We start from the raw sequence: 22057 nt of genomic DNA, 5'->3' as shown, positions 1-22057 counted from the left end.
GCTAGAGAAAAATGAAAAAGCAGCCTAACTATCATCTTTTTGTATGTTGAAAAGGTGCATTTTAGCTGTTAGCCGTATTCAAAAGGCTAACAGCTAAGGTTATTCCTTTATTTTTATTCATCAGAATTGTGGATCTCTAATGAAGGAAGTGAAAGAGATTGCGAATATGGTTAGTAAATCATTATGCTGTTCCACCGAATATTGCTGGGATTACTCGTCATTATGAGCTAGCAAAAGTGTGGGCAGAAGAAAATAATGCTGATGTGACTTTGTGGATGTCTAGTTTTATACATCCACGTCGAACATTTATATCACAAGAAGAAAAAGCAGAATTGGAAAAAGTGGATCGTTTAAACCTCAAGTGGCTTTGGTCTTTCCCACATAAACAAAATGATTTTCGCCGTATTTTTAATATGGGAAGCTTTGCACTCGTCTTTTTTTTACGAGGTTTATTTGAGAAAAAACCAGATATTATTGTAGCTTCATCTCCCCATTTGTTTACGGCTTTTGCCGGATGGTTATTAGCAAAGCTAAAAAGTTGTCCTTTTGTATTTGAGGTACGAGACTTATGGCCGGATTCCCTTATTAAAATGGGTGGCTTAAATAATCGGATGATCGTTAACCTTTTGACATGGATGGAATCCTTATTATATAGAAAAGCAGATCAGATTGTCGTTCTAACAGAGCATCAACGCAATTTTATTGCGGATAAAGGTATTGATCGAGATAAAATCGAGTTAATACCAAATGGCATTGTCGTAGGATCTTGGAAGCCGAATGTGAACAAGAGAGCGGAATTTAAGAGGAAAATGGGTATTCCTGTTGATGACTTTGTAGCGATTTATACAGGAGCACACGGTCCCGCGAATGCCCTTGAGTATGTCGTAAGGGCAGGGAAGTTTTTGCCGGATGGAACACACATTGTTCTGATTGGTGATGGTCCTGAGAAGGAAAAATTAATCCGTATCAAGCAAGAAGAAGGAATCGAAAATATCCACTTTTTAGATCCCGTCCCTAAAGCGGAGATTTTTGATTATACGTATGCTGCTGATTGCGGAATTATTTCATTAGCAAATAATGACATCTTTAAGGGAGCTAGACCAAATAAATTGTTCGACTACACTTTTGTTGGGAAACCGATTATTACCACTGTTGATGGAGAAGTACGAGAAATCGTTGAAAAAAATGGTGTTGGTATTTATAGTGGAGCAGAAGATCCTGAAGGACTAGCTAAAGCCATTGAACGGATACGAAACTATACTCCTAAATTACTAGAACAAATAGCGAAAAACGGTCGAGAATATATAGACCGGGAAGGGGATCGTCAAAAGTTAGCACACCGCTTCTTTGGCTTATTAAAAAAGTGTGTTGAAGCTGTTACTAGTAAGAAAACAGCTGTTTCAACAGATCAAACTGCACAAACAAATGATGATAAGAAATAAAACGATGCGATGAGTAAAAATAGCAGGTAAAACAAGCCTGCTATTTTTTGTGCCATTATGAGAGTTAATATTAGGGCTATTAGGAAATATGCTTCACCTAGTTGAATGGCTTATGTTTGCCCTCAAAGAGGCAAGTGTGTTTCATAAGAAAAGCTCTGCGAAACTCGATGGGCTAGTCACTTAGTGAGAGCGAGAGAGGAAGCGATGAGCGGTCGATTAAGAAGGCGCCCTCTGTAAATCTTGCAAAAGTGAAAGGTTAATATTCTGTTTTGAAAGTTAAATCGATGGGAAGCCTCTTTTATCCTATGTAAACTAGGATTAACAAAACAGAAACACGGAGGGCAAAAACATGAATCAGAAAAAAGGAATGCTGGATATCGGAATTTTTATCTTGGTGGTATTAGGGATTACATTAGTCTTTAACTTAATCAAAGCGCCACTCTTTATCATGTTGGCTCAAGCAGCACCAATGTTAGCAGTAATAGTAATGTTGATCTTTTTTGGAAATAGAAAAGAAACCTTCTTAAAGATGGGAGTTCATCGTTTAGGAAAAATTCGTTGGTACTTGGTAGCCATACTTGCTAGTGTTCCTGTAATATTGAGCTTTTTGGTAGCATGGAGTGTTGGAATCGTAGATTTACCAACGACAGAACACTTTCCAGCAGGAATGACACAAGTAGGCCGGCTGTTTGCGATGATTCAGTTTTACCTGGGTTTTATGTATTTGACAACTCCGCTCGTATTTGCTTTTGCTGAAGAGATCGGTTGGCGCGGATTTTTACAAGTGCGTTTATCAGAAGAATTAGGAGAGAAAAAAGCGTGGCTTTATACCTCGATGGTTTGGGTTATCTTTCACTATCCTTTCTACCTCAATCAGTATAATGAAGATGGAAATGTTTGGATCAATATGGTTCTTTTTACTGTAACGATCTTGCCGCTTGGACTAGTGATGGGTTGGGTTCGTACGAAGAGTCAAAGTATCTGGCCAGTCGTTCTATTGCATATGCTCATTAACCATATACGATCTTTTATGACAGAGTTTTTCCATCAAAAAGAGTTTGGTTGGTCTTATATCGTTGGAGAATCGGGGCTTGTAGCTTTAGTTATTTGGAGTTTATTAGCTTGGATGATCTGGAAAAATAGTAAGACCGAAGAAAAATCCCTGAAATGTTATATTCGAACAAGCCGTGTGTAGGTCTAGCGGCTTTTTATGCGCCCAGCAAGACGGAAATGTTTGGATGAACAACGTTCTCTTAACCATATTATTAATCGATCATTAAGTACTCTTGTCATGGGAACAATTCTATATTACAATTATGAATAATCATATATAAGGAATGATGTTGATGTCTGTGTGTGCTCTTAACTAAAGCAAATTGGATACGGAGAAGTAATTGAAGGCAAAAAAACTACGCCTGTTATTAAGGGTGAGGTATGCCCAAATGACCTTTCTTCCGTTTGCTCGTTAAGAACACATCAGGATAATGAAGCTGATCTGGCCCTACTAACCTGCATATTTTTGTATACAGGTTTATTTAAAGCTGATCTGAATCTTCAGACCGTGAGTGATCCTTGTGTTCACTTACGGTCTTTTTATTTTTAAGACGAACGAATGAACCTCAGTATCCCTGATCTTGTAAAAATTGCTCATGTAATCATGATTTGTTCAGAGAGTAAGCGGTATAAAGGTGGATAATTATTTTATAATAGCAAGTTTTACTAAATGTAGGAGGGATTCATAGTGGAAGAAAAAACTGAACGTAAGTTGGAGTTTGATATAGTGAAATTAGAGTTAAGCAAATATACACTATCTGATGAAGCAAAGGTATACATTCGTGATCTAAAACCCCAGTATCACAGGGAAACTATAGAGCAACAAATACAAGAGACGACAGAAGCGAAGATCATTTTGAAGAAGGGACAAGTTCCAATACACAGTTTGTCGGGAGTAGCTCAGATGCTTGACCAATTTAATAAGGGGATGGTTTTTAAGCCCTCCCAATTCGAAGTGATCCTTCGATTTATTGAAAGTGGTAACAGACTGAAAGAATTTATGAAAGACAAGGCTCTACTCCCTCCAATAATTAGCAGTTATGCTGAAAATATATCCGAGCTAAAAGAGTTACGAGAGGCCATAATTAACTCGATCCGTCATGGAGTTATAGATAATTATGCCAGTAAAGAGCTAGCGAAAATTCGAAAACAAATTACTACTCATGAACAGAGAATCAAGGATACGGTACAAAAAATAGTACATTCACCCGCCAAGCGTAAGTATCTACAAGAGTACTTTGTCAGCCAGCGTAATGGTCGTTATGTGATTCCTGTTAAGAAAGAGTATCGAAATAAGATTGCTGGTCAGGTACTGGACTCTTCAGCCAGTGGTTCTACCGTGTATATTGAGCCAAAAGGAATTCAAAAAGACCAACAAAAAATATTGGAACTTCAAGGGCATGAATTCATTGAGGAACAGAGAATTCTATCTATGCTTACTGGAATGGCAGAAGTATATGAACAGGAGATTCGCTCAAATGCTGAGATATTAGCCCATTATGACTTTGTGTTTGCTAAAGCTAAATACAGTGAATTCTTGAATGCTCAACCAGTGGAAATTGTAGATACACCCATACTTGATTTAAAAAAGGCGAGACACCCTTTGTTACATCAAGAAGCGAAACCCTTGGATATCGGGTTAGGTGAAACTTTTCGTACCCTAGTGATTACAGGCCCAAATACGGGTGGGAAGACCGTGACATTAAAAACAGCAGGGCTATTGACTGTGATGGCTTTATCTGGTTTGCACATTCCTGCATCTAAAGATAGCCGAGTAGGATTGTTTGAACATGTGTTTATCGATATCGGTGATGATCAAGACATCAAGCAATCCTTAAGTACATTCTCATCCCAAATGAAAAATGTGATTGATATTTTAAATAAGGTCAACCAATATTCACTGGTTTTGTTAGATGAGCTGGGAGCGGGTACAGATCCTGCAGAAGGTATGGGATTAGCTATCGCTATTTTAGATCAATTGAATGAGCGAGGGGCACTTACCATCGCTACTACACATTATAATGACATTAAATCTTATGCATATCGACATCCGGATTTTGAAAATGCCCGAATGGAATTTGATCTGGAAACCTTGATGCCACTATACCAGCTTACTATAGGAAAGCCAGGAGAAAGCCAAGCATTTCAAGTCGCCCGAATGCTAGGTCTTGATCCAAAAATAATAAAAAAGGCACATGAAACGACATATGGTAAGAACCAGCAAATGAAAGCAAATAAATCATAATCATTTGGAGCGTATGGAAAAATCAATAAAAAAGAAATGAATATTCTAAGGTCATACAAACAAGCCGCTAATCATCTAATCGCGGCTTGTTTTGGTTTCATCACAATTTTGGCTTAACCCTCCCAAATAATTGATAAACTTTGTGACGGTAGGAGCCCAGTTGCCATTAGTATCATAGAGGTCATTTTTGGCTCCTACAGGTGCATATTTGGGTGCAATTTCTTTTGGGGTTTCTAAGCCAAGACTGATATAATTACGATATAAATTAGCTGTCATAGCATTGATTCCTTCTTCTAAAGTTTCAAATCGCTGAAACTCCATGGGGTTATCAGGATCCATAAGTCCACCTGGGTTGTTATAATTCTTTACAGCATTCGATGTTCCATAGCCTGTTTCGAATAGAGCAATTGCTGCAACCAAGGTAGGGTCTACATTATGATTTTTTCCAGCATTGATAAAGGCAGCTCCTTTATTTTTAAAAACTCCTTTATTTTTTAGTTTTTTATCTAACTCTTCTATTGGAATAATTCGTTGATTGGTCCGACATAGAATATGGTCATTGGGTGCTTTTGAAAGTAGGTAATTATCATAGTGGTCATTTATTATCTTTGATAGTAGGTAATTGCCATAGAAGTTGGACGAACGATACCATAAATAAATGCATAGAATCAGCACGACGGAGGTCAATAAAATTAGTATGAATTTAGCGTATCTTTTAACCATAATATCCCTTTAATCTCTTAGAAATTTTTGTTGGATCTTCATACACAAATCAATAGAAATGATGTTGGATGAGTTTTAGGTAATTATCTGGTTTATGCAATATTAGCAAACGCTTTCGTACTATTTTTGAGTTGTATTTTAGCATATGTATATGGTGGGGGCTATGTAAAAAATATGAACAATATTTAAAGACTAAAAAAGACACAATTTCAAAATAGATAGCGTTCTTTAGAATAGAAGGATATTAAGGTCGTTAAAGCAAAGTGACTTCAATCACCCTCAAACACATGAACCGTGAAAAAAAACTTGTGATTTGTTAAACTAATAGTTAGTATTTTTTTATTAACATGGATGATGATGAACTGTTTAGTTATAAATTTTAACTAATGGAGGGGATGAAGGTGTTTAAAGCCCTTCGTAAATTATTTGATGGCAATGAGCGTCAACTAGCAAAGTATTTTAAGATGGTAGATGAGATTGAGTCTTTGGAGCCTCAAATTTCAACTCTTTCTGATGAAGAGTTACGAGCCAAAACTGATGAATTTAAAGAAAGGCTAGAAAAAGGGGAAACCTTAGATGATCTGTTAATAGAAGCATTTGCAGTTGTACGTGAAACTGCAAAACGTGTTCGTGGTGAGCGCCATTATCGTGTGCAGCTGGTAGGAGGAATTGTCCTTCATCGTGGTGATATAGCTGAAATGAAGACTGGGGAAGGAAAAACGTTGGTCACTACTTTGCCAGCCTACCTCAACGCACTATCTGGTAAAGGCGTTCATGTTGTTACAGTGAACGACTATCTAGCTAAACGGGACTGTGAATTGCTACGGCCAGTTTTTGAGTTTTTAGGATTAACAGTAGGGTTAAACTTACCTCATATGTCTCCAGAAGAAAAGAGAGCTGCTTATCTAGCAGATATCACTTATGGTACGAATAATGAATTTGGTTTTGACTATCTGCGTGATAACATGGTGCTATATCCAGAACAACTGACACAACGTGAACTAAACTATGCGATTATCGATGAGGTTGACAGTATTTTAATCGATGAAGCTCGTACACCTCTTATTATTAGCGGTCAGGCAAGTAAAGCTACAGACCTATATTATGTAGCCGATCAAGTTGTCCGTCGCCTAAAAAAGGAAGAAGATTTTACGATTGATATCAAAACAAAACAGGTGTCACTAACTGAAGACGGAGCCAAGAAAGTTGAGTCTTTTTTAGGGATTGACAACTTGTATGATCTAAAAAATATCTCTTTAAACCATCACGTTCAGCAAGCCTTGAAGGCACACACACTGATGAAACGAGATGAAGATTATGTAGTTAATGAAGAAGGTGTTGTAATTGTAGACGAGTTTACAGGCCGCTTGATGCAAGGTCGTCGATATAGTGACGGATTACACCAAGCGATTGAAGCTAAAGAAGGTCTACAAGTTCAACGTGAAAGCATGACATTAGCTACCGTTACCTTACAAAACTATTTCCGTTTGTATCAAAAGCTTGCTGGGATGACAGGTACGGCTAAAACAGAAGAAGAGGAATTCCGTACGATTTACAATATGAATGTCATTCAAATTCCTACAAACCGCCCAATGATTCGTGAAGATCTATCCGATTTGTTATATAAAACGGAAGATGCAAAGTTTCGTGCAGTTGTAAACGAGATTACTGAGCGTCATAAAAAAGGTCAACCTGTATTAGTTGGTACTGTTTCAATTGAGAAGTCGGAAAAACTATCACGGATGCTAAAAAAAGTGGGAATTCCTCACCAAGTGCTTAATGCCAAGAATCATGAGCGTGAGGCGGAAATTATTGCCCAAGCGGGACAACGTGGTATGGTCACGATATCGACGAATATGGCCGGACGGGGTACCGATATTAAATTGGGTGAAGGTGTTGATAAACTTGGCGGTTTGCATGTACTTGGAACCGAACGACACGAAAGCCGTCGAATTGATAATCAGTTACGTGGTCGTTCAGGTAGACAAGGAGATCCTGGCTCGTCTCAGTTCTACTTATCTTTCTCGGATGAGCTGATGCGCCGTTTTGGATCTGAACGGATCGAAGGAATGTTAGAAAAAATGGGCTTTGATGAAGATGAAGCTATCCACGGAAGTACGTTTACTAAGGCAGTGAAGAATGCACAGAAAAAAGTGGAAGGTAATAACTTTGATGCGCGGCGTTGGGTACTCAAATATGATAATGTACTCAATGACCAACGTGAGATTATTTATAAACAACGTCGGGAAGTATTAATGAGCAATGACTTATCTGAAACTGTTCTAGCTATGGCTAAATCAGTGATTGAGAGAATTGTAGGCATTCACACGAGTGGAGAGCTTGAAGAGGATTGGGATCTTGAAGCGATTGTTGATTTTATTTCGAGTAACCTCTTGCCAGAAGGTCGTATTGAAGTAGAGGACTTGGAAAACAAAGAGCCTGAAGAGATGATCCAAACGATTGATGAAGCAATCGTAAAGTATTATGAAGAGAGAAAAGAAGAACTAGGTAATGAACGTTTACAAGAGTTTTCTAAAGTTGTCATTTTACGAACCGTTGACCGTAAATGGATGGATCACATCGATGCTATGGAAGAACTAAGACAAGGTATTCATTTGCGAGCTTATGGACAAGATGATCCACTTCGCTCTTATCAATTTGAAGGTCGTGCGATGTATGATCAAATGGTTGAGGATATCGAAGAGGAAGTTATCAAATATGTATTGAAAGCAGTTGTGCACGAAGAAGATGAATTTGAACGCGAAGAAGTAGCCGTAAATACAGTTGCTTCTTCTGGTGGTGGAGATCAAGAGAGCAAAGAGTCGAAAAAACAACCTGTTCGGCGTGGTGAGAAGATTGGGCGTAATGAACCTTGTCCATGTGGAAGTGGGAAAAAGTATAAAAACTGTTGTCAAAAAACGAAGCGATTAGAAAGTATAAATGCGTAAACAAAAAGCGTAAGGAGAATCAGAAGTGTCGATTGTCCAATCCATGGAATAAGAGGAGAGTTATATTGGGCTAAGAGGTCTCTGGCCCTATCTATACGGGATTAGAAGTTCTAAGAGACGTTATCTCTTAGAACTTCTATAGTGTCTATCTTAGTGAAATAAGTGGAATCGGTTGGCAACCTGCATCAGCCTGTTACAGCTGATGGAAGTTAAATCAGCATGTGCAGTGTTACGTTCTTCTAGAACACTAAGAGAAACGTGACGAAAATACGATCTCCTCGCTACCTAATTTAGGAAAAACGGCACAACTGAAGGAAAATGACTCCTTACGCTTTTTGTTGTTGTTTTAATGAAGCTTCTTTCGCTTTCTTCCTTGATTAATCCGGGTTATAATGGTAAGAGATGTTTTCTAGTTGAGGTGACGAAAATGGAATTAAATGAAATGAGACAGGAATTAGGAACGACAGCCAAACGTTTGGCGGATATCAGGGGGTCTCTTTGACCTCGATGCTAAACAGGAAAGATTAAAACAATTGGAAGAGCAAATGGCTGCACCCGACTTTTGGAATGATCAACATGCCGCACAAAAAGTGATCGACGAAATGAAGCATCTAAAAGAGCAAATCGAGAAGATGGTAGAGCTAGAAGAAAAACAAGAAGAACTACAAATGATTCTAGAACTACTCATAGAAGAGGATGACCCAGCACTATGGGAAGAACAAATCAATGAAATTCATATTTTAAAGAAAATGATTGATTCCTTTGAATTAAATATGATGCTTAATGAACCTTATGATAAAAATAATGCGATTATTGAACTTCATCCTGGAGCAGGTGGAACGGAGTCGCAAGATTGGGCATCCATGCTTTTACGTATGTATACCCGATGGGCTGAAAAAAGTGGCTACAAAGTAGAAACACTGGACTACCTTCCAGGTGAAGAAGCTGGGCTCAAAAGTGTGACTCTACTGATCAAAGGACTAAATGCATATGGATATTTAAAAGCAGAGAAAGGAGTTCATCGCTTAGTTCGTATATCTCCTTTTGATGCTTCAGGTCGTCGACATACATCGTTTGTATCTTTAAATGTTATGCCAGAAGTTGACAATGACGTAGATATCGAGATTAAACCGGATGAGCTTAAAATAGATACCTATCGCTCTAGTGGAGCAGGAGGGCAGCATGTCAATACAACGGATTCTGCGGTCCGAATTACTCATTTACCTACCAATATTGTGGTAACTTGTCAGTCGGAGCGATCTCAAATTAAAAATAGAGAAAGAGCAATGAAAATCTTAAAAGCTCGTTTATACGAACGGAAACTTGAAGAACAACAAAAAGAGTTGAATGCTTTAAAAGGTGAACAAACAGAAATTGGATGGGGGAATCAAATTCGCTCTTATGTCTTCCACCCATATAGCATGGTTAAAGATCACCGTACCCAAGTCGAAGTTGGAAATGTTCAAGCTGTAATGGATGGAGAAATTGGTTCTTTTATTGAAGCTTTTCTTCGTAGTCGTATGAAATAGGCCTGGTTGATAGAGTGGTTTATCTCACAAGAGAGCATGTTCAATAGTCTGATTCAAAGATTTAAAACAGATTGTTTGTCTCATCAAAATTACGGTTCTTCTATGAGTCAAGGATTACAGTGAAATCGTTGAGTTTAAAAGTGATGATAGGTTGAATTAGATTGTAATCTTATCTACTGTAAGAAGTTTTATTTTTATTATGAAGGACAATAAAACATTATTTAGAGAAAATATGCTTCCTGATGGTAGAAATCAATGTAAAAGTCTTTGTAAAGATGCGGGATTGGAAAAACTTGTGAGGAAACTTAAGATCGGGGTGACCAACGATGGTAAATCAATGGAAACATATTATGCTTGAACAGGGGAATGGATGGGCTCTGCTTACTCTTTCTCGCCCTAAAGTGTTGAATGCCTTAAACCAAGAGTTGCTTCAAGAACTTAATGAGGCAATAACTTGGGTGGAACAAGCAGATGATGTTCGCGTTTTGATTTTAACTGGAGCTGGTGATAAAGCTTTTGTCGCTGGTGCTGATATTGCAGAACTACGGCAAATCGATTCTGCACTTGAAGCCGAAAAAGTAGCCCTTCAAGGTCAAGCTCTATTTAATCGCATCGAAAATCTATCTAAACCAGTAATCATGGCAGTCAATGGATTTGCATTGGGGGGTGGATGTGAACTCTCCTTATGTGGGGATATCATTTTATCCTCTGATAATGCTCGCTTTGGACTGCCTGAAGTTAATCTAGGTGTTATTCCAGGATATGGTGGTACACAGAGGTTAGCGAGAGCAATCGGTAAAAATATGGCTAAATATTTATGTATGACTGGAGATTTTCTCACAGCTGCGGAAGCAAAAGAATTGGGACTTGTACAAAAGCTAATCCCTAAAGAACATTTGTTAGATGAAGCGAAGCAATTAGCTGAAAAAATTGCTCAAAAAGCTCCGCTTGCTTTAAATCTTATCAAAAAAGCTGTACATAGGGGATTAGATACCGATTTACAGACAGGATTAGGAGTAGAAGCAGCATACTTTGGGCTCGCCTTTCAAACAGACGATCGTTTAGAGGGAATGGATGCATTTTTACAAAAAAGGCAACCACAATTTAAAGGCCGATAAGTCGGCAAATTAGCCAATTATGTAAGTACGCTGATCGGAATAACTGGAAGCGCCTGTTCCAGTTGGCTAATAATTAGCCGGCAACTTTGCCGGCTTTCGTTATGAAATGATTGTTCAATTATTTGGAAATAATAGATGAAGGAGGTTTTACTATGTCCATACTTATGAACCCAATTCTATGGGTTGGCGTTTTAGTTGTAATTATTGGTGTTATTATAATCAGTATGATCATTAGTAAACGTAGAAAAAAAGAACTAGAAGAATTAGAGAATTTGTTTCCTGGTGAAAGGATGGAAACGAACACAGAAGCAATATCTGTAGAAAAAGTACGTCGAGCTACTTTAGAGCGTGAGAAACGCTTTCAATCTAAGAAAAAAGAGTTGGAACAAAGAAAGCCGCGCAAGATATTACCTGATGAAGATAAAGAAATCATCACTTCAGTAGAAGTGCATGATGAAGGACAGCTTGAGATTGATATGAATGAACAACAGCAGAAACGTTCAAACAAGGGACTTAATTTCCTCTCTAAAAAATCGAAAAACGAGCCACCGATGGTTAATAGTCAAGGTTTAGAAGTAAATATGACAACCAAAAAAGTATCGATAGAGACAGCGAAAGAGGAGCCAAAGCCACCTTCAGCTAATCGACGGAAGTATAAACAAAGTTTATTAAATCCAAGAAGAGAGACAAATAGTGATAATCAGCATAAAAACAACTCTTCTATGCTATCACGAACTATGTTGTCTAAGGGGGGGAATAATTCCCAAGCTAATCCGTCACAAAATGGAGATCAACAGCATCTATCACACAAAAAAACGTTATAAGTGATGGGAAGGGAAGTGGAAACATGTTGAAAAGCAAAAAATTATTTTTAATAGTAGCTATGAGTACAGTTTTACTTGCAGCTTGTGGCTCCAATCAATCTGCCAAAACAGATCAACCGGGGCAAGCACAAGAAGCATCGTTAGCACCTGAAGAAATCTATGCGAATAATTGCTCTAGTTGTCATGGCGGAAATTTAGAAGGTAGAATCGGTCCTAATTTGGAGAAGATTGGTGGTAAAATGTCTAAAGATCAGATCTCTAAAATCATCAAAGATGGAAAAGGATCAATGCCAAGCCAGATGCAGCTTTCTGACCAAGCTAGAGAAAAACTATCAAATTGGTTAGCAGAAAAAAAATAAATGAGTGCTATGATCATTTGTGTCTTGGATGACAAAATTTTTTTTTAGAATCAATTATATAAGTATAGATTCCCTTGATAATTTATGCTAAAATAACTATGGAAAATGTTCATATTAAAAGGGGAGTAGCTGTTACAACAAAGTCGTCATTACGGGAATACCCCGGCTTTGTTGGCAACGTATTATGTTGTTAGCAAGACCTTTACTTTTTTCCTAAAAAAGTAAAGGTCTTTTTATATTTTTTAGGCCCTTTGAGATATGACAACTGATTTTTAAGATTATAATCTGTATTCGAATGAATCAAATTCATGAGGAGGAATGTCAAAAATGGAGTATTTATCGTTAGATTTTCTCTCTGCACTCTTATCCATTATTGTGATTGATCTGGTTTTAGCAGGTGATAATGCAATTGTAATTGGATTGGCTGCCAGAAACTTGCCCCAGGATAAGCAAAAACAAGTGATATTATGGGGAACAGTAGGCGCCTTAGTTATGAGAATTGTTTGTACTTTAGTCGTCGTATGGCTATTAAAAGTCCCAGGATTGCTATTAGTGGGCGGGCTTGTTTTGCTTTGGATTAGTTGTAAGTTGCTTATTGATGATAAAGATCATGAACATGTAACAGCAAAAGAGAGTATGGGAGCAGCTATTCGTACGATTATTATTGCTGATACAGCGATGGGATTAGATAATGTACTAGCAATTGCAGGAGCTGCACATGGGGATTATGTTCTGGTCATACTAGGATTATTAATTAGTGTCCCTATTATTATCTGGGGCAGTACACTATTTTTAAAGTTGATGGATCGCTTTCCGTGGATTATTTACATTGGAGCAGGAATTCTTGCATGGACGGCAGCTAAAATGATTGTTGATGATAATATTGTGAAAGTCTTTTTTGATCAGAATATATGGTTGAAATATATAACTATTGTTGGTATTATTGTTGTTGTCCTTCTAATCGGTAGATTATTAAAAAACAGAAAAATGAAATCTAATCAAGTATAATTAAATTGCTTGGATTTGTTTGTAGGTAAATAACGGCTTTCCTATTCCGTTCTACTACTGCTTAATAAAAACAGTAAAAAAGCTCTTGAACAGAATTAGGAAAGCCACTATTTGCTGGCAATCAATCAACAGCATGTTGCCATCATTCGATGGAAAATCCAGATCATACCTAGAGGAAGTCGTAAATCGTTTTTGTGTAGGATCAGCTTTTGCGCCAAACCTTTAGCGATAGTGAGTGGGGAAGCGATGAGCGGCTAATTAAGAGGGCAACTTGAATCAAGTATAAATAACTTGATTTTTTACTATCAATTATGATTCCATTTATTGATTGTAAAGGAAATTTAAGAGAATTGAGCGTTTTTGTTCATGTTCCTTGGTTAAATGGAAGGAAACTTATCAGTTATAATAATAGTGTAAGGATGTAAGTTTCTTAGTTTGACGATGGGAAGAATTGGAGGAAGAAATACAGATGTGGAACTTGGATGCCTTTTATAACTTTATGAGCTACTTTATAGCAGTACTTCCCATTTTGTTTATTGGTATTTTTGTGTTTATTATATCTACACCTTACAATCATTTTGTTCTAATTAAAGAGGGGGCAAATAACTCAGAGCCTAAAAAAGTAGAAGCGGCAAAAGCTGTGGCTCATGATTTGGGGGGGAGGTTGATTGGTTTAGCTGCTGTTCTTGCTTCTTCCATTTTTAACTCTGTGCCTATCTTTGATTTAGTTATTTGGGGATGTTTAGGAATATTGATACAAGTGATTGTTTTTTACTTATTTCATTTGTTTGCTCCTGTCAATGTTCTAACTGAAATTCCCAATGGAAATGTTGCAGTAGCTATATTTTCTTCTAAACTAAGTATCATTTCTGGGATTACTTTAGCTGCTCTTATCAACTATTGAACATTTGAAAGAAATAGGTGTTTTTGATGGCAAGATTAGAGTATCGACTACTTGATGAAGAGAAAGGATTCCCCATCATTTCCTTTTACAGTCAAATTAGTAAAGAAGAGGTATTGCTTCGCTTTGCTTGTGACTACTTTGTACAAGATCACAAGAGTTATGAGGTGACATCTTGTGCGATTGAAGAAGGGGTATATATTATCTATGTTCGTGTTGATCCTGAAAAGAAGATAGTAGATTCACAGCTTACTTTTATGCCAAATTGGGATGGGATTCGGATTGAATTAAGACATTACCAGCGAGGTGTAAAAGAAGATAAATTAGTTCATCGTTTTCATTTTCATGATTGGCAAGAAGCTTTGGCACATTTGTTAAGTAATTTTCTTTATCTTGAAGAGGTAGAATGGGAAAGAGTAGTTTCCGAAATTGATGAAAACCGGAAGGTGTATGTATATTATGCTAGACCTACTTCAAATTAAAGAATGAAGGGAGATTTTGTAGATGAATAGCAATGGAAATCGTCCATTTGATCAACAATCATTTGGCATACCTGATCCAAATTCAAACAACAGAGGACCGATAAACCCAGACCAACAGCCAAATACACCAAATGGACTGAATAATCCATTTAGCCCAAATCAAAATCCATTTCAGGGGCCTAATAACAATCAAGGACCAATGACTCCACCGCCATTTGGTGGGCAGCCCAATTCATCAGCAGGATTTCAAAATCCATTTCAGGGGCCTAGTAACAATCAAGGACCGGTGACTCCACCACCATTTGGTGGGCAGCCCAATTCATCAGCAGGATTTCAAAATCCATTTCAGGGGCCTAATAATAATCAAGGACCGATGACTCCACCTCCATTTGGTGGGCAACAGAATCAGCAAGGAGGAATGAATAGCCCATTTGGAGGACAGCCATCACAACCTAACACAGGAAATCCTTATCCATATCAACAGCCAAGCCAACCGCCATTGGGTTCAAATCCACCATTTGGTTCACCGACTCCACCACCTGGTTCCCAACCTTATATGCCACCTCAACCGAATCATTTTAATCAATCGGGTGGTGGAGGAAATTGGTCTAGTCCTCCTCCAGAAGGCAAGAAGCCAAAAAAGAAGCGGAAGCTTGGTAAAATAGTAGCTTGGTTTTTAGTTCCTGTGATCGGCTTTTCTGCTTGCGTAGCAGCTGTTTCGGATGATGAGCCAGATGATAGTGACTTGTGCTATGATGATGATAATAATGGTTTATGTGATGATACTTTTGAGCGACATGAACCAGAGGTTTACAAGGTATCTAATGGTAAAAAGTTATACATCAGAGAAGATAGCGATACCTCTAGTGGAGGTTAAGAAAGTGAGCTATCAACAGAGAAGAAACGAAATTTATTTACCTATACGTGAAGAAAAGATTTTTACTTGGGATGTAATGGATGGTGACGAGTATGCTCTGGCTACGATTCATACAATCTCAAGCTCTTTCCGACAAGAGATCTCTTATGCGACAGAGCAATTGGGAAAGATTTTTGCACGAACTGCTGAAGTCGTAAGCCAAGGGCTAAATCAATTGTTAAGAGAATTAGGTATTCCAAAAGAAACATGGAAAACAATTCGAATTCAGATAGATCCAAGCATCCCCACTACAGTGGGGCGCTTTGATTTTGCCAATACACCACATGGGCTTAAAATGTTGGAATTTAATAGTGATACGCCAACAAGCATTGTGGAATCCTTTTATGTGAATGATAAAGTTTGTTCATATTTTGGTGTGGAAAATCCCAATCATAATATGGAGCAGCACTTAAGACAAGCTTTTACACGTATAATTCAACAGTATAAAAGATTAGGATATAAAACAGATCGGATTTATTTTAGCGCCTTGGATTGGCATATAGAAGATGCCGGAACTACACGTTACCTTTTGCAACAATCAGGCCTTTTAGCCAAATTTGCTCCACTTTCTTCTTTGGTTGTTCACCAAAATCGTTTATACGTGGAAAGTGGTCCGCAGAAGACACTTTGGCCTGTAGATATTTTGTATCGACTTTATCCTTTAGAGTTGTTAGCAGAGACAAGAGATAAAGATGGTTATCCAACAGGCCCACATATTTTGAATCTAATCGCTAATCGAAAAGTAGGGATTATTAACCCGCCTGGAGCCTTTATATCCCAAACGAAAGGATTACAAGCATTGATTTGGGGTATTCATGAACAAGGCGTTTTTTTTACTGAAGAAGAACATGAGATTATTGAAAAATATATGATTCCTACCTATTTTGATAACCCATTTCATGGGATAAAGCCATATGTCCGAAAACCAATATTTGGTAGAGAAGGGGGAGCAGTTAGTTTATTTGATAAAGAAGGGAACTTACTCGCTGAAGATAAAGCTCAGCTTTATTGGGAGCAATCAATGATTTACCAAGAAATGGTTGAATTGGAACCGATAACGGTTGAGACTTTAAAAGGAGAATTCTCTGGTCGTCTGCTGTGGGGATCTTTTTTAATTGATGGACATGCTTCGGCCATTATTGCACGTATTGACAAAGAAATTACAGGAGATAACTCTTATTACTTACCTGTGGCTGTGGATTGATGAGGAGGCTTTAGTCATGACGATATGGGGTGCCGTAATGAATGCTAGTATTGGTTTTGTTTTTGTACTTTTATTACTCTCTCTAGGAATTATTCTTTTTTCTTATTTAACACCCTATTCGACATTTCAGCTTATGAAAGAAGGATCTAATTTAAATCACCCCCATAAAGTAGCCCAAGCAAAGGCAGTGGCGTATGAACTAAGTGGTAAAATGGTCGGAATAGGAATTATTTTATTTTGTAGTATTTTTAATATGCATAGTCTTAAAAAAATGGTATTTTGGGGCTTATTGGGTATTTTCTTGGAATTAATCATTTATTATCTATTTATTTTATGTGCTCCCATGAAAGTCGCTTCAGAGATTGAAAAAGGAAACATTGCCATCGCTCATCTTTCCTCTCAAATTTGTGTAGCATCTGGATTATTAATTGGTAGTTTTGCCAGCTTATCATAAAATGTGATAAAAAATCCCGTTGATTCATTAACGGGGTTTTTTTCTATTAAATCCATTTTTATCCACTGTTTTATGGCCCTTATTTTTAATTTTGTTGAATAGATGTTAAAATAAAAAGTATAGAATATCTATCTCATAAAGAGAGGGTTGCGATGGTGCAGAACGGATCAAAAAAGTTTTAGTTGTATAGTCTTTTAGAAAATGTTTTCGCTATAATAATTACAAATGAGGTAATGAAGGGGTGAGCCTTAGCTTTGCCAGTTGATGATGGGTAGATATTTTTGTAAAAAAATTCAGTAATTAAATCAAATAGAGATTGTCCTTTAGAAATTCGATTAATAATTGGGTTAATCAATCCTATTTTAATGATGAGTATATGGGAGGTTCATTTCTTTTGGAAGATGCCATAGGTGTCAGTTTTAAGTTGCTTTTAGTGTTGATCTTAGTGCTATTAAACGGTTTTTTTGTTGCCGCGGAGTTTGCGATTGTCAAAGTTCGCTCAACACAAATTGCACATTTGGAAACCCGCCGAGGAAAAATAGCGCAAAAAGTAATAGCGAACTTAGATGCTTATCTATCAGGTACTCAATTAGGAATCACACTTGCATCACTTGGTTTAGGCTGGGTTGGAGAGCCTTTTATTGCAAAGCTAATTGAGCCTGTTTTTATCTATTTTCAGCTGCCAGAATGGGCTATGCAAACTGCCTCATTTGCGATTGCATTTAGTGTAATTACATTTTTGCATATTGTGTTGGGTGAAATGGCTCCAAAGTCACTCGCAATTCGCCAAGCTGAAAAAGTAGCTTTATGGACTGCAACACCTCTAAACTGGTTTTATCAGCTATTTAAGCCATTTATTTATGTATTAAATGGATCAGCTAACTTGGTTTTAAAAATGTTCGGGGTTGAATTAAAAGAAACACAGCAAGTTCATACTGAAGAAGAAATCCGAATGTTGCTGGCACAAAGCCATCAGGGAGGAGTCATCGACCAAACTGAGCTAACCTTATTTGATAAAGTGTTTGACTTTACAGACCGTGTAGCACGAGAAGTGATGGTTCCGCGTGTAAATATGATTTGCTTATTTGAAGGAAACACATACCAAGAGAATCTTCAAATTATTAATCAGAACCATCATACTCGTTTTCCTCTGTGTGGAAAAGATAAAGATGATATTAAGGGGATTATTCATATTCGGGATGTGTATGATCGGATATCGAAGGGAGACGAACCTTATTTTAAAGATTTGGTCCGCCCAGCGATTGTGGTCCCGGAAACAATGGAGTTACAGGATATATTAAAGACATTACAGAAAAATAAAGTGGAAATGGCGATTGTTGTTGATGAATATGGTGGTACCTCTGGGTTAGTGACTACCGAAGATATTATTGAAGAGATATTTGGTGAGATTCAGGACGAATTTGATGATGAAAAGCCGTTTTTTGAGAAGATTGGTAATGAAACCTCGATTGACTCTCGCCTACTTATCGAAGAAGTAAATGAATATTTTCAAATTAACATTGATGATCCTGATAATGATTCGATTGGTGGCTGGCTTTTTTCAAGGCTCGAACGTGTTCCGCAAGTGGGGGATCAAGTAGAATTTGAAGATTATCTCTTTACAGTAAAAGAAGTAGATCGGTTACGAATTACAAGAATCTTAGTCAAACCCATTCAACCAGTAGAGCTGGAAGTAAGGCTGGATGAGCAAGTAAAAGATTGTGTTTAGATATAGTCCAATAAATAGCAATTCATATTGTGCGGATTTCAGAACAACTACATCTGCAACAGTAGTTGTTCTTTTTTGTTCTAATCAATAGATATGGGATGAATAATCTATTTAAAAAGGTATTTATTTATATTGACATAAAATATATAAAAAAATGTTACATAATGATAAGGAAATGGAGACAAATAAAAAATTTGATCAGTTAATATAAACATAAATAGATTGTTGATTTTATATAGATTTGTTCGATAAAATGGGAAATAGTCCCAATTATTACATTTTCTCTTTCGCTCTATTTTGGTATAAAATAGGGTAATGTAAAGAAACACCAAAAAATGAATGTTAAAACAAATTTAACTTGGTAGGTGATTATGTGATTGAAATGCATGATGTTTGGAAGGTCTATTCCAATGGCGTAGAAGCGCTACGTGGGATCGACTTACGAGTGGATCAAGGAGAATTTGTTTATATCGTAGGCCCTAGTGGATCAGGAAAAAGTACATTAATTAAATTAATGTATAGAGAAGAAGTGCCAACTCATGGTATTGTTCTGATTAATGGTATTAATGTAAAACGGGTCCGCGATTGGAAAATACCACACGTGAGAAGAAAAATTGGCGTCGTGTTCCAAGACTATAAGTTATTACCGAATTTAACTGCGTTTGAAAATGTAGCATTTGCAATGGAAGCTGTAGAAGCGCCACGTCGGAAAATTCGTACTCGCGTTGAAGAAGTATTAGAGTTGGTAGGTTTAACAGAAAGGATGCATGCATTGCCATCTCAGCTTTCTGGGGGGGAACAACAGCGTGTATCTATAGCAAGAGCTATTGTTAATAACCCAACCTTTATTATTGCGGACGAGCCTACAGGAAACTTAGATCCGGAAAACTCTTGGGATATTATGTATCTATTAGAGGAAATTAATATTCGTGGAACAACTGTTGTGATGGCAACTCATAACAAAGATATTGTAAATACGATGAGACAACGAGTAATTGCTATTGAGCAAGGTGTGATTGTTCGTGATGAATTAGGAGGCGAATACGGTTATGAAGATTGATACCTTTTTTCGCCATATACGGGAAGCGTCACGCGGAATTCGCAAAAACAGCTGGATGAGCTTCGCGGCGATTGGTGCAGTAGCAGTCACATTATTTATCTTTGGTTTTTTCCTGATATTTACTTTTAATATAAGCTATTTAACAAAAGAATTGGATAAACAGGTTGCGATCCGTGTTTCTTTAAGAGATGGACTTACTGCTGACGAACAGGAAAAATTGTTAGAGAATATTCAGAAGGATCCAATGGTTAGTAAGGCAAATTTGGTCCCCAAAGAACAGGGAATTCGTGACTTAAAACAACAATGGGGAAAAGATAGTGATTTCTTAGATCAATTACAAGATGGGGATGAAAATCCTTTACCAGATATGATTCACGTTATCCCTAAAAATCCTGAACAAATTAAGCAACTGGAGGCACAACTTGAAAAAAACTCAAGTCAAGTTGAACATGCTGACTCTGGTGGTAATGTTACAGATCGGATTCTTCGTTTTTCAACTTTCATGAGAACGGTTGTTCTTGTATTTAGTTTGGCTTTAGCTATTCTAGCTGCATTCTTAATTTCAAATACGATTAAATTAACCATTATCGCACGTCGTCGAGAAATTGAGGTTATGCGTTTAGTAGGAGCGAGTAACTGGTTTATACGTTGGCCATTCTTCATTGAAGGTGCATTTATCGGGATGATTGGATCGATTGTTCCTATTGGAGTATCGATTGGAGTTTACTATTTTTTCCATCAGATATTAAGCGATGGTGAAACTTATGGTTTGTTTAAAATGATGCCTGTTCTTGATTTAAGCACTAGACTCGGTATTACTACACTCCTAATGGGAATATTCATTGGATCTTTAGGAAGTATGATTTCTGTACGTCGTTTCTTGAAAATCTAGTTTTGAGTCCGATAAGGAGAGGGGATCGTAGCTAAGGATGAGAGCGAAAGCAATCTTTGTGCTATGTTTAATCCTGTTATTTAGTCAAACAGCCATGGCTCAGGACTCCTCGGACTTAAACAGCAAGAAACAAGCCATGAAAGAGCGAGACAGAAAGATTTTGCAGTTAGAAAAAAAGCAAAGAAGGATAGTAAGAGATCAATTAAATATTTTAGCTGAAATACAATATTTGACAAAAAAGTTAAATATGTTTGATCATAAAGTGTTTTCTATTGAACGCTTGTTAGAAACAAGCCAAAATAATATAAAGAAGTTGGAAAAGCGGGCTGCAAAAATAAATGATTCAAAAAATCATCCATCTATCCATTCTAAAAATTTATATGATCAATGGTATGTTTTGCTAGATTCAAGTTCATTTGAGGATTTTTGGAAGAAATTTAATAGTTTCGTAGAGGAGGCTCGCTTAGACGCTAGAAGATTAAGAGATAGTGAAAAAAACAAACAGCGTTTATTTGGTGAGCAGCAAAAATATCAATCCCTTCATAAAGAACTAAAACAGACTAAGTTGAAAGCCAACAAGCTCTATCATGAGTTACATAAAAGGTGGAAGCAGAATGATCAAGTGCTGCAAACGATTCAGACTGAAATGACTCAGTTGGAAGATGATAATGAGTTGCAGCAAAAAGAACTACAAAAATGGATTCAACAAGCAGTGACTAAAGCTCAGATGCATGAAAAGAAAGATGATGATTTTCAACTTTTGAATGGGAATTTACGTCTGCTTCAATGGCCTGTAGCCAATGCACCTTTGACTTCTCCTTTTGGAAATAGATGGGATCCTATTCTACACCAAAATCGGTTACATAAAGGAATTGATATAGGTGGAAAGTTAGGAGCGCCTATTCGGGCAGCAGCGATGGGAGAAGTGATAGAAGCAAGACCATCAAGTAGTTTTGGTTATGTGATTATCCTATATCATGGTAGTGGTCTTTCCACTTTATATGCTCATATGTATGCACAAACAGTTAAAGTGAGAAAAGGGCAACAGGTACAAGCTGGGCAAATTATTGCAGCTGTTGGTAGTAATGGTTGGTCTACTGGACCCCATTTGCATTTTGAAGTGCACAAACATGGTAAGCCTGTTGATCCTATGAATTATCTTAAATAGAG

Annotated in this window: 19 protein-coding genes; 18 read left to right on the top strand and 1 reads right to left on the bottom strand. The window is 37.2% G+C overall.

From position 1 onward, the window contains the following. Positions 1-158: 158 nt before the first annotated feature. From DL897_RS09545 to DL897_RS09535, 3 genes are all read left to right on the top strand, one after another. A complete protein-coding gene (locus DL897_RS09545) occupies positions 159-1442 on the top strand; it encodes a glycosyltransferase family 4 protein (protein WP_113658914.1) in 1284 nt (427 codons plus the stop codon). Between the two features lie 349 nt (positions 1443-1791). Beyond that, positions 1792-2637 (top strand): CPBP family intramembrane glutamic endopeptidase, encoded by an 846-nt coding sequence (locus DL897_RS09540; protein ID WP_113658913.1) that lies wholly within the window; start codon positions 1792-1794, stop codon positions 2635-2637. Between the two features lie 546 nt (positions 2638-3183). Further along, complete coding sequence (locus DL897_RS09535; protein ID WP_113658912.1) at positions 3184-4740, top strand: endonuclease MutS2; 1557 nt, start codon at positions 3184-3186, stop codon at positions 4738-4740. 75 nt (positions 4741-4815) lie between these two features. Here DL897_RS09535 and DL897_RS09530 read toward each other — a convergent pair whose 3' ends face one another. Next, a complete protein-coding gene (locus DL897_RS09530; protein WP_113658911.1) occupies positions 4816-5463 on the bottom strand; it encodes a glucosaminidase domain-containing protein in 648 nt (215 codons plus the stop codon). Positions 5464-5864: 401 nt separating this feature from the next. On the opposite strand from DL897_RS09530, the gene secA reads away from it, so the two are divergent. The 15 genes from secA to DL897_RS09455 all read left to right on the top strand — a co-directional run bounded on the left by secA (position 5865) and on the right by DL897_RS09455 (position 22055). Continuing rightward, on the top strand, positions 5865-8411 hold the full coding sequence (gene secA / locus DL897_RS09525) for a preprotein translocase subunit SecA (RefSeq protein WP_113658910.1): 2547 nt from the start codon (positions 5865-5867) through the stop codon (positions 8409-8411). Between the two features lie 427 nt (positions 8412-8838). Next, positions 8839-9940 (top strand): peptide chain release factor 2 gene (gene prfB, locus DL897_RS09520; protein ID WP_113658909.1). Its coding sequence is split into 2 segments (ribosomal slippage): positions 8839-8910 and positions 8912-9940, totalling 1101 coding nucleotides; the frame shifts between segments, so codons are not numbered across the junction. 326 nt (positions 9941-10266) lie between these two features. Next, positions 10267-11058, top strand: a complete 792-nt coding sequence (locus DL897_RS09515) for an enoyl-CoA hydratase/isomerase family protein (protein ID WP_113658908.1) — start codon at positions 10267-10269, stop codon at positions 11056-11058. A 152-nt stretch (positions 11059-11210) separates the two neighbouring features. After that, positions 11211-11882 (top strand): hypothetical protein, encoded by a 672-nt coding sequence (locus tag DL897_RS09510; RefSeq protein ID WP_113658907.1) that lies wholly within the window; start codon positions 11211-11213, stop codon positions 11880-11882. A gap of 23 nt (positions 11883-11905) precedes the next feature. Continuing rightward, positions 11906-12241, top strand: a complete 336-nt coding sequence (locus tag DL897_RS09505) for a c-type cytochrome (protein WP_113658906.1) — start codon at positions 11906-11908, stop codon at positions 12239-12241. A 327-nt stretch (positions 12242-12568) separates the two neighbouring features. Further along, entirely contained in the window at positions 12569-13249 is a 681-nt protein-coding gene (locus DL897_RS09500; RefSeq protein WP_113658905.1) for a TerC family protein, read from the top strand. 469 nt (positions 13250-13718) lie between these two features. Next, positions 13719-14153, top strand: a complete 435-nt coding sequence (locus DL897_RS09495; RefSeq protein ID WP_113658904.1) for a DUF350 domain-containing protein — start codon at positions 13719-13721, stop codon at positions 14151-14153. A 26-nt stretch (positions 14154-14179) separates the two neighbouring features. Further along, positions 14180-14632: a hypothetical protein gene (locus DL897_RS09490; protein ID WP_113658903.1), complete on the top strand. Its 453-nt coding sequence runs from the start codon at positions 14180-14182 to the stop codon at positions 14630-14632. 22 nt (positions 14633-14654) lie between these two features. Further along, positions 14655-15509: a hypothetical protein gene (locus tag DL897_RS09485; protein ID WP_113658902.1), complete on the top strand. Its 855-nt coding sequence runs from the start codon at positions 14655-14657 to the stop codon at positions 15507-15509. A 4-nt stretch (positions 15510-15513) separates the two neighbouring features. Further along, the gene (locus DL897_RS09480) at positions 15514-16752 is read left to right on the top strand and encodes a glutathionylspermidine synthase family protein (protein ID WP_240627343.1); all 1239 of its coding nucleotides are present in this window, start codon (positions 15514-15516) and stop codon (positions 16750-16752) included. A gap of 16 nt (positions 16753-16768) precedes the next feature. Further along, positions 16769-17206 carry a DUF350 domain-containing protein gene (locus DL897_RS09475; RefSeq protein ID WP_168188742.1) on the top strand — a complete coding sequence of 146 codons (438 nt, stop codon included), beginning with the start codon at positions 16769-16771 and terminating at the stop codon, positions 17204-17206. Positions 17207-17600: 394 nt separating this feature from the next. Continuing rightward, positions 17601-18935 (top strand): hemolysin family protein, encoded by a 1335-nt coding sequence (locus DL897_RS09470; protein WP_240627341.1) that lies wholly within the window; start codon positions 17601-17603, stop codon positions 18933-18935. A 373-nt stretch (positions 18936-19308) separates the two neighbouring features. After that, positions 19309-19995 carry a cell division ATP-binding protein FtsE gene (gene ftsE, locus DL897_RS09465; protein WP_113658898.1) on the top strand — a complete coding sequence of 229 codons (687 nt, stop codon included), beginning with the start codon at positions 19309-19311 and terminating at the stop codon, positions 19993-19995. Continuing rightward, a complete protein-coding gene (gene ftsX, locus DL897_RS09460) occupies positions 19985-20887 on the top strand; it encodes a permease-like cell division protein FtsX (RefSeq protein ID WP_113658897.1) in 903 nt (300 codons plus the stop codon). The genes ftsE and ftsX overlap by 11 nt, the downstream gene beginning before the upstream one ends. Positions 20888-20924: 37 nt before the next feature. Beyond that, complete coding sequence (locus tag DL897_RS09455; RefSeq protein ID WP_113658896.1) at positions 20925-22055, top strand: M23 family metallopeptidase; 1131 nt, start codon at positions 20925-20927, stop codon at positions 22053-22055. Positions 22056-22057 lie beyond the last annotated feature (2 nt).

Source organism: Thermoflavimicrobium daqui (assembly GCF_003313465.1).
GTDB lineage: Bacteria > Bacillota > Bacilli > Thermoactinomycetales > Thermoactinomycetaceae > Thermoflavimicrobium > Thermoflavimicrobium daqui.
Note: the sequence above shows the minus strand (reverse complement) of the source record. Positions and strands in the feature narration are given on the sequence as shown.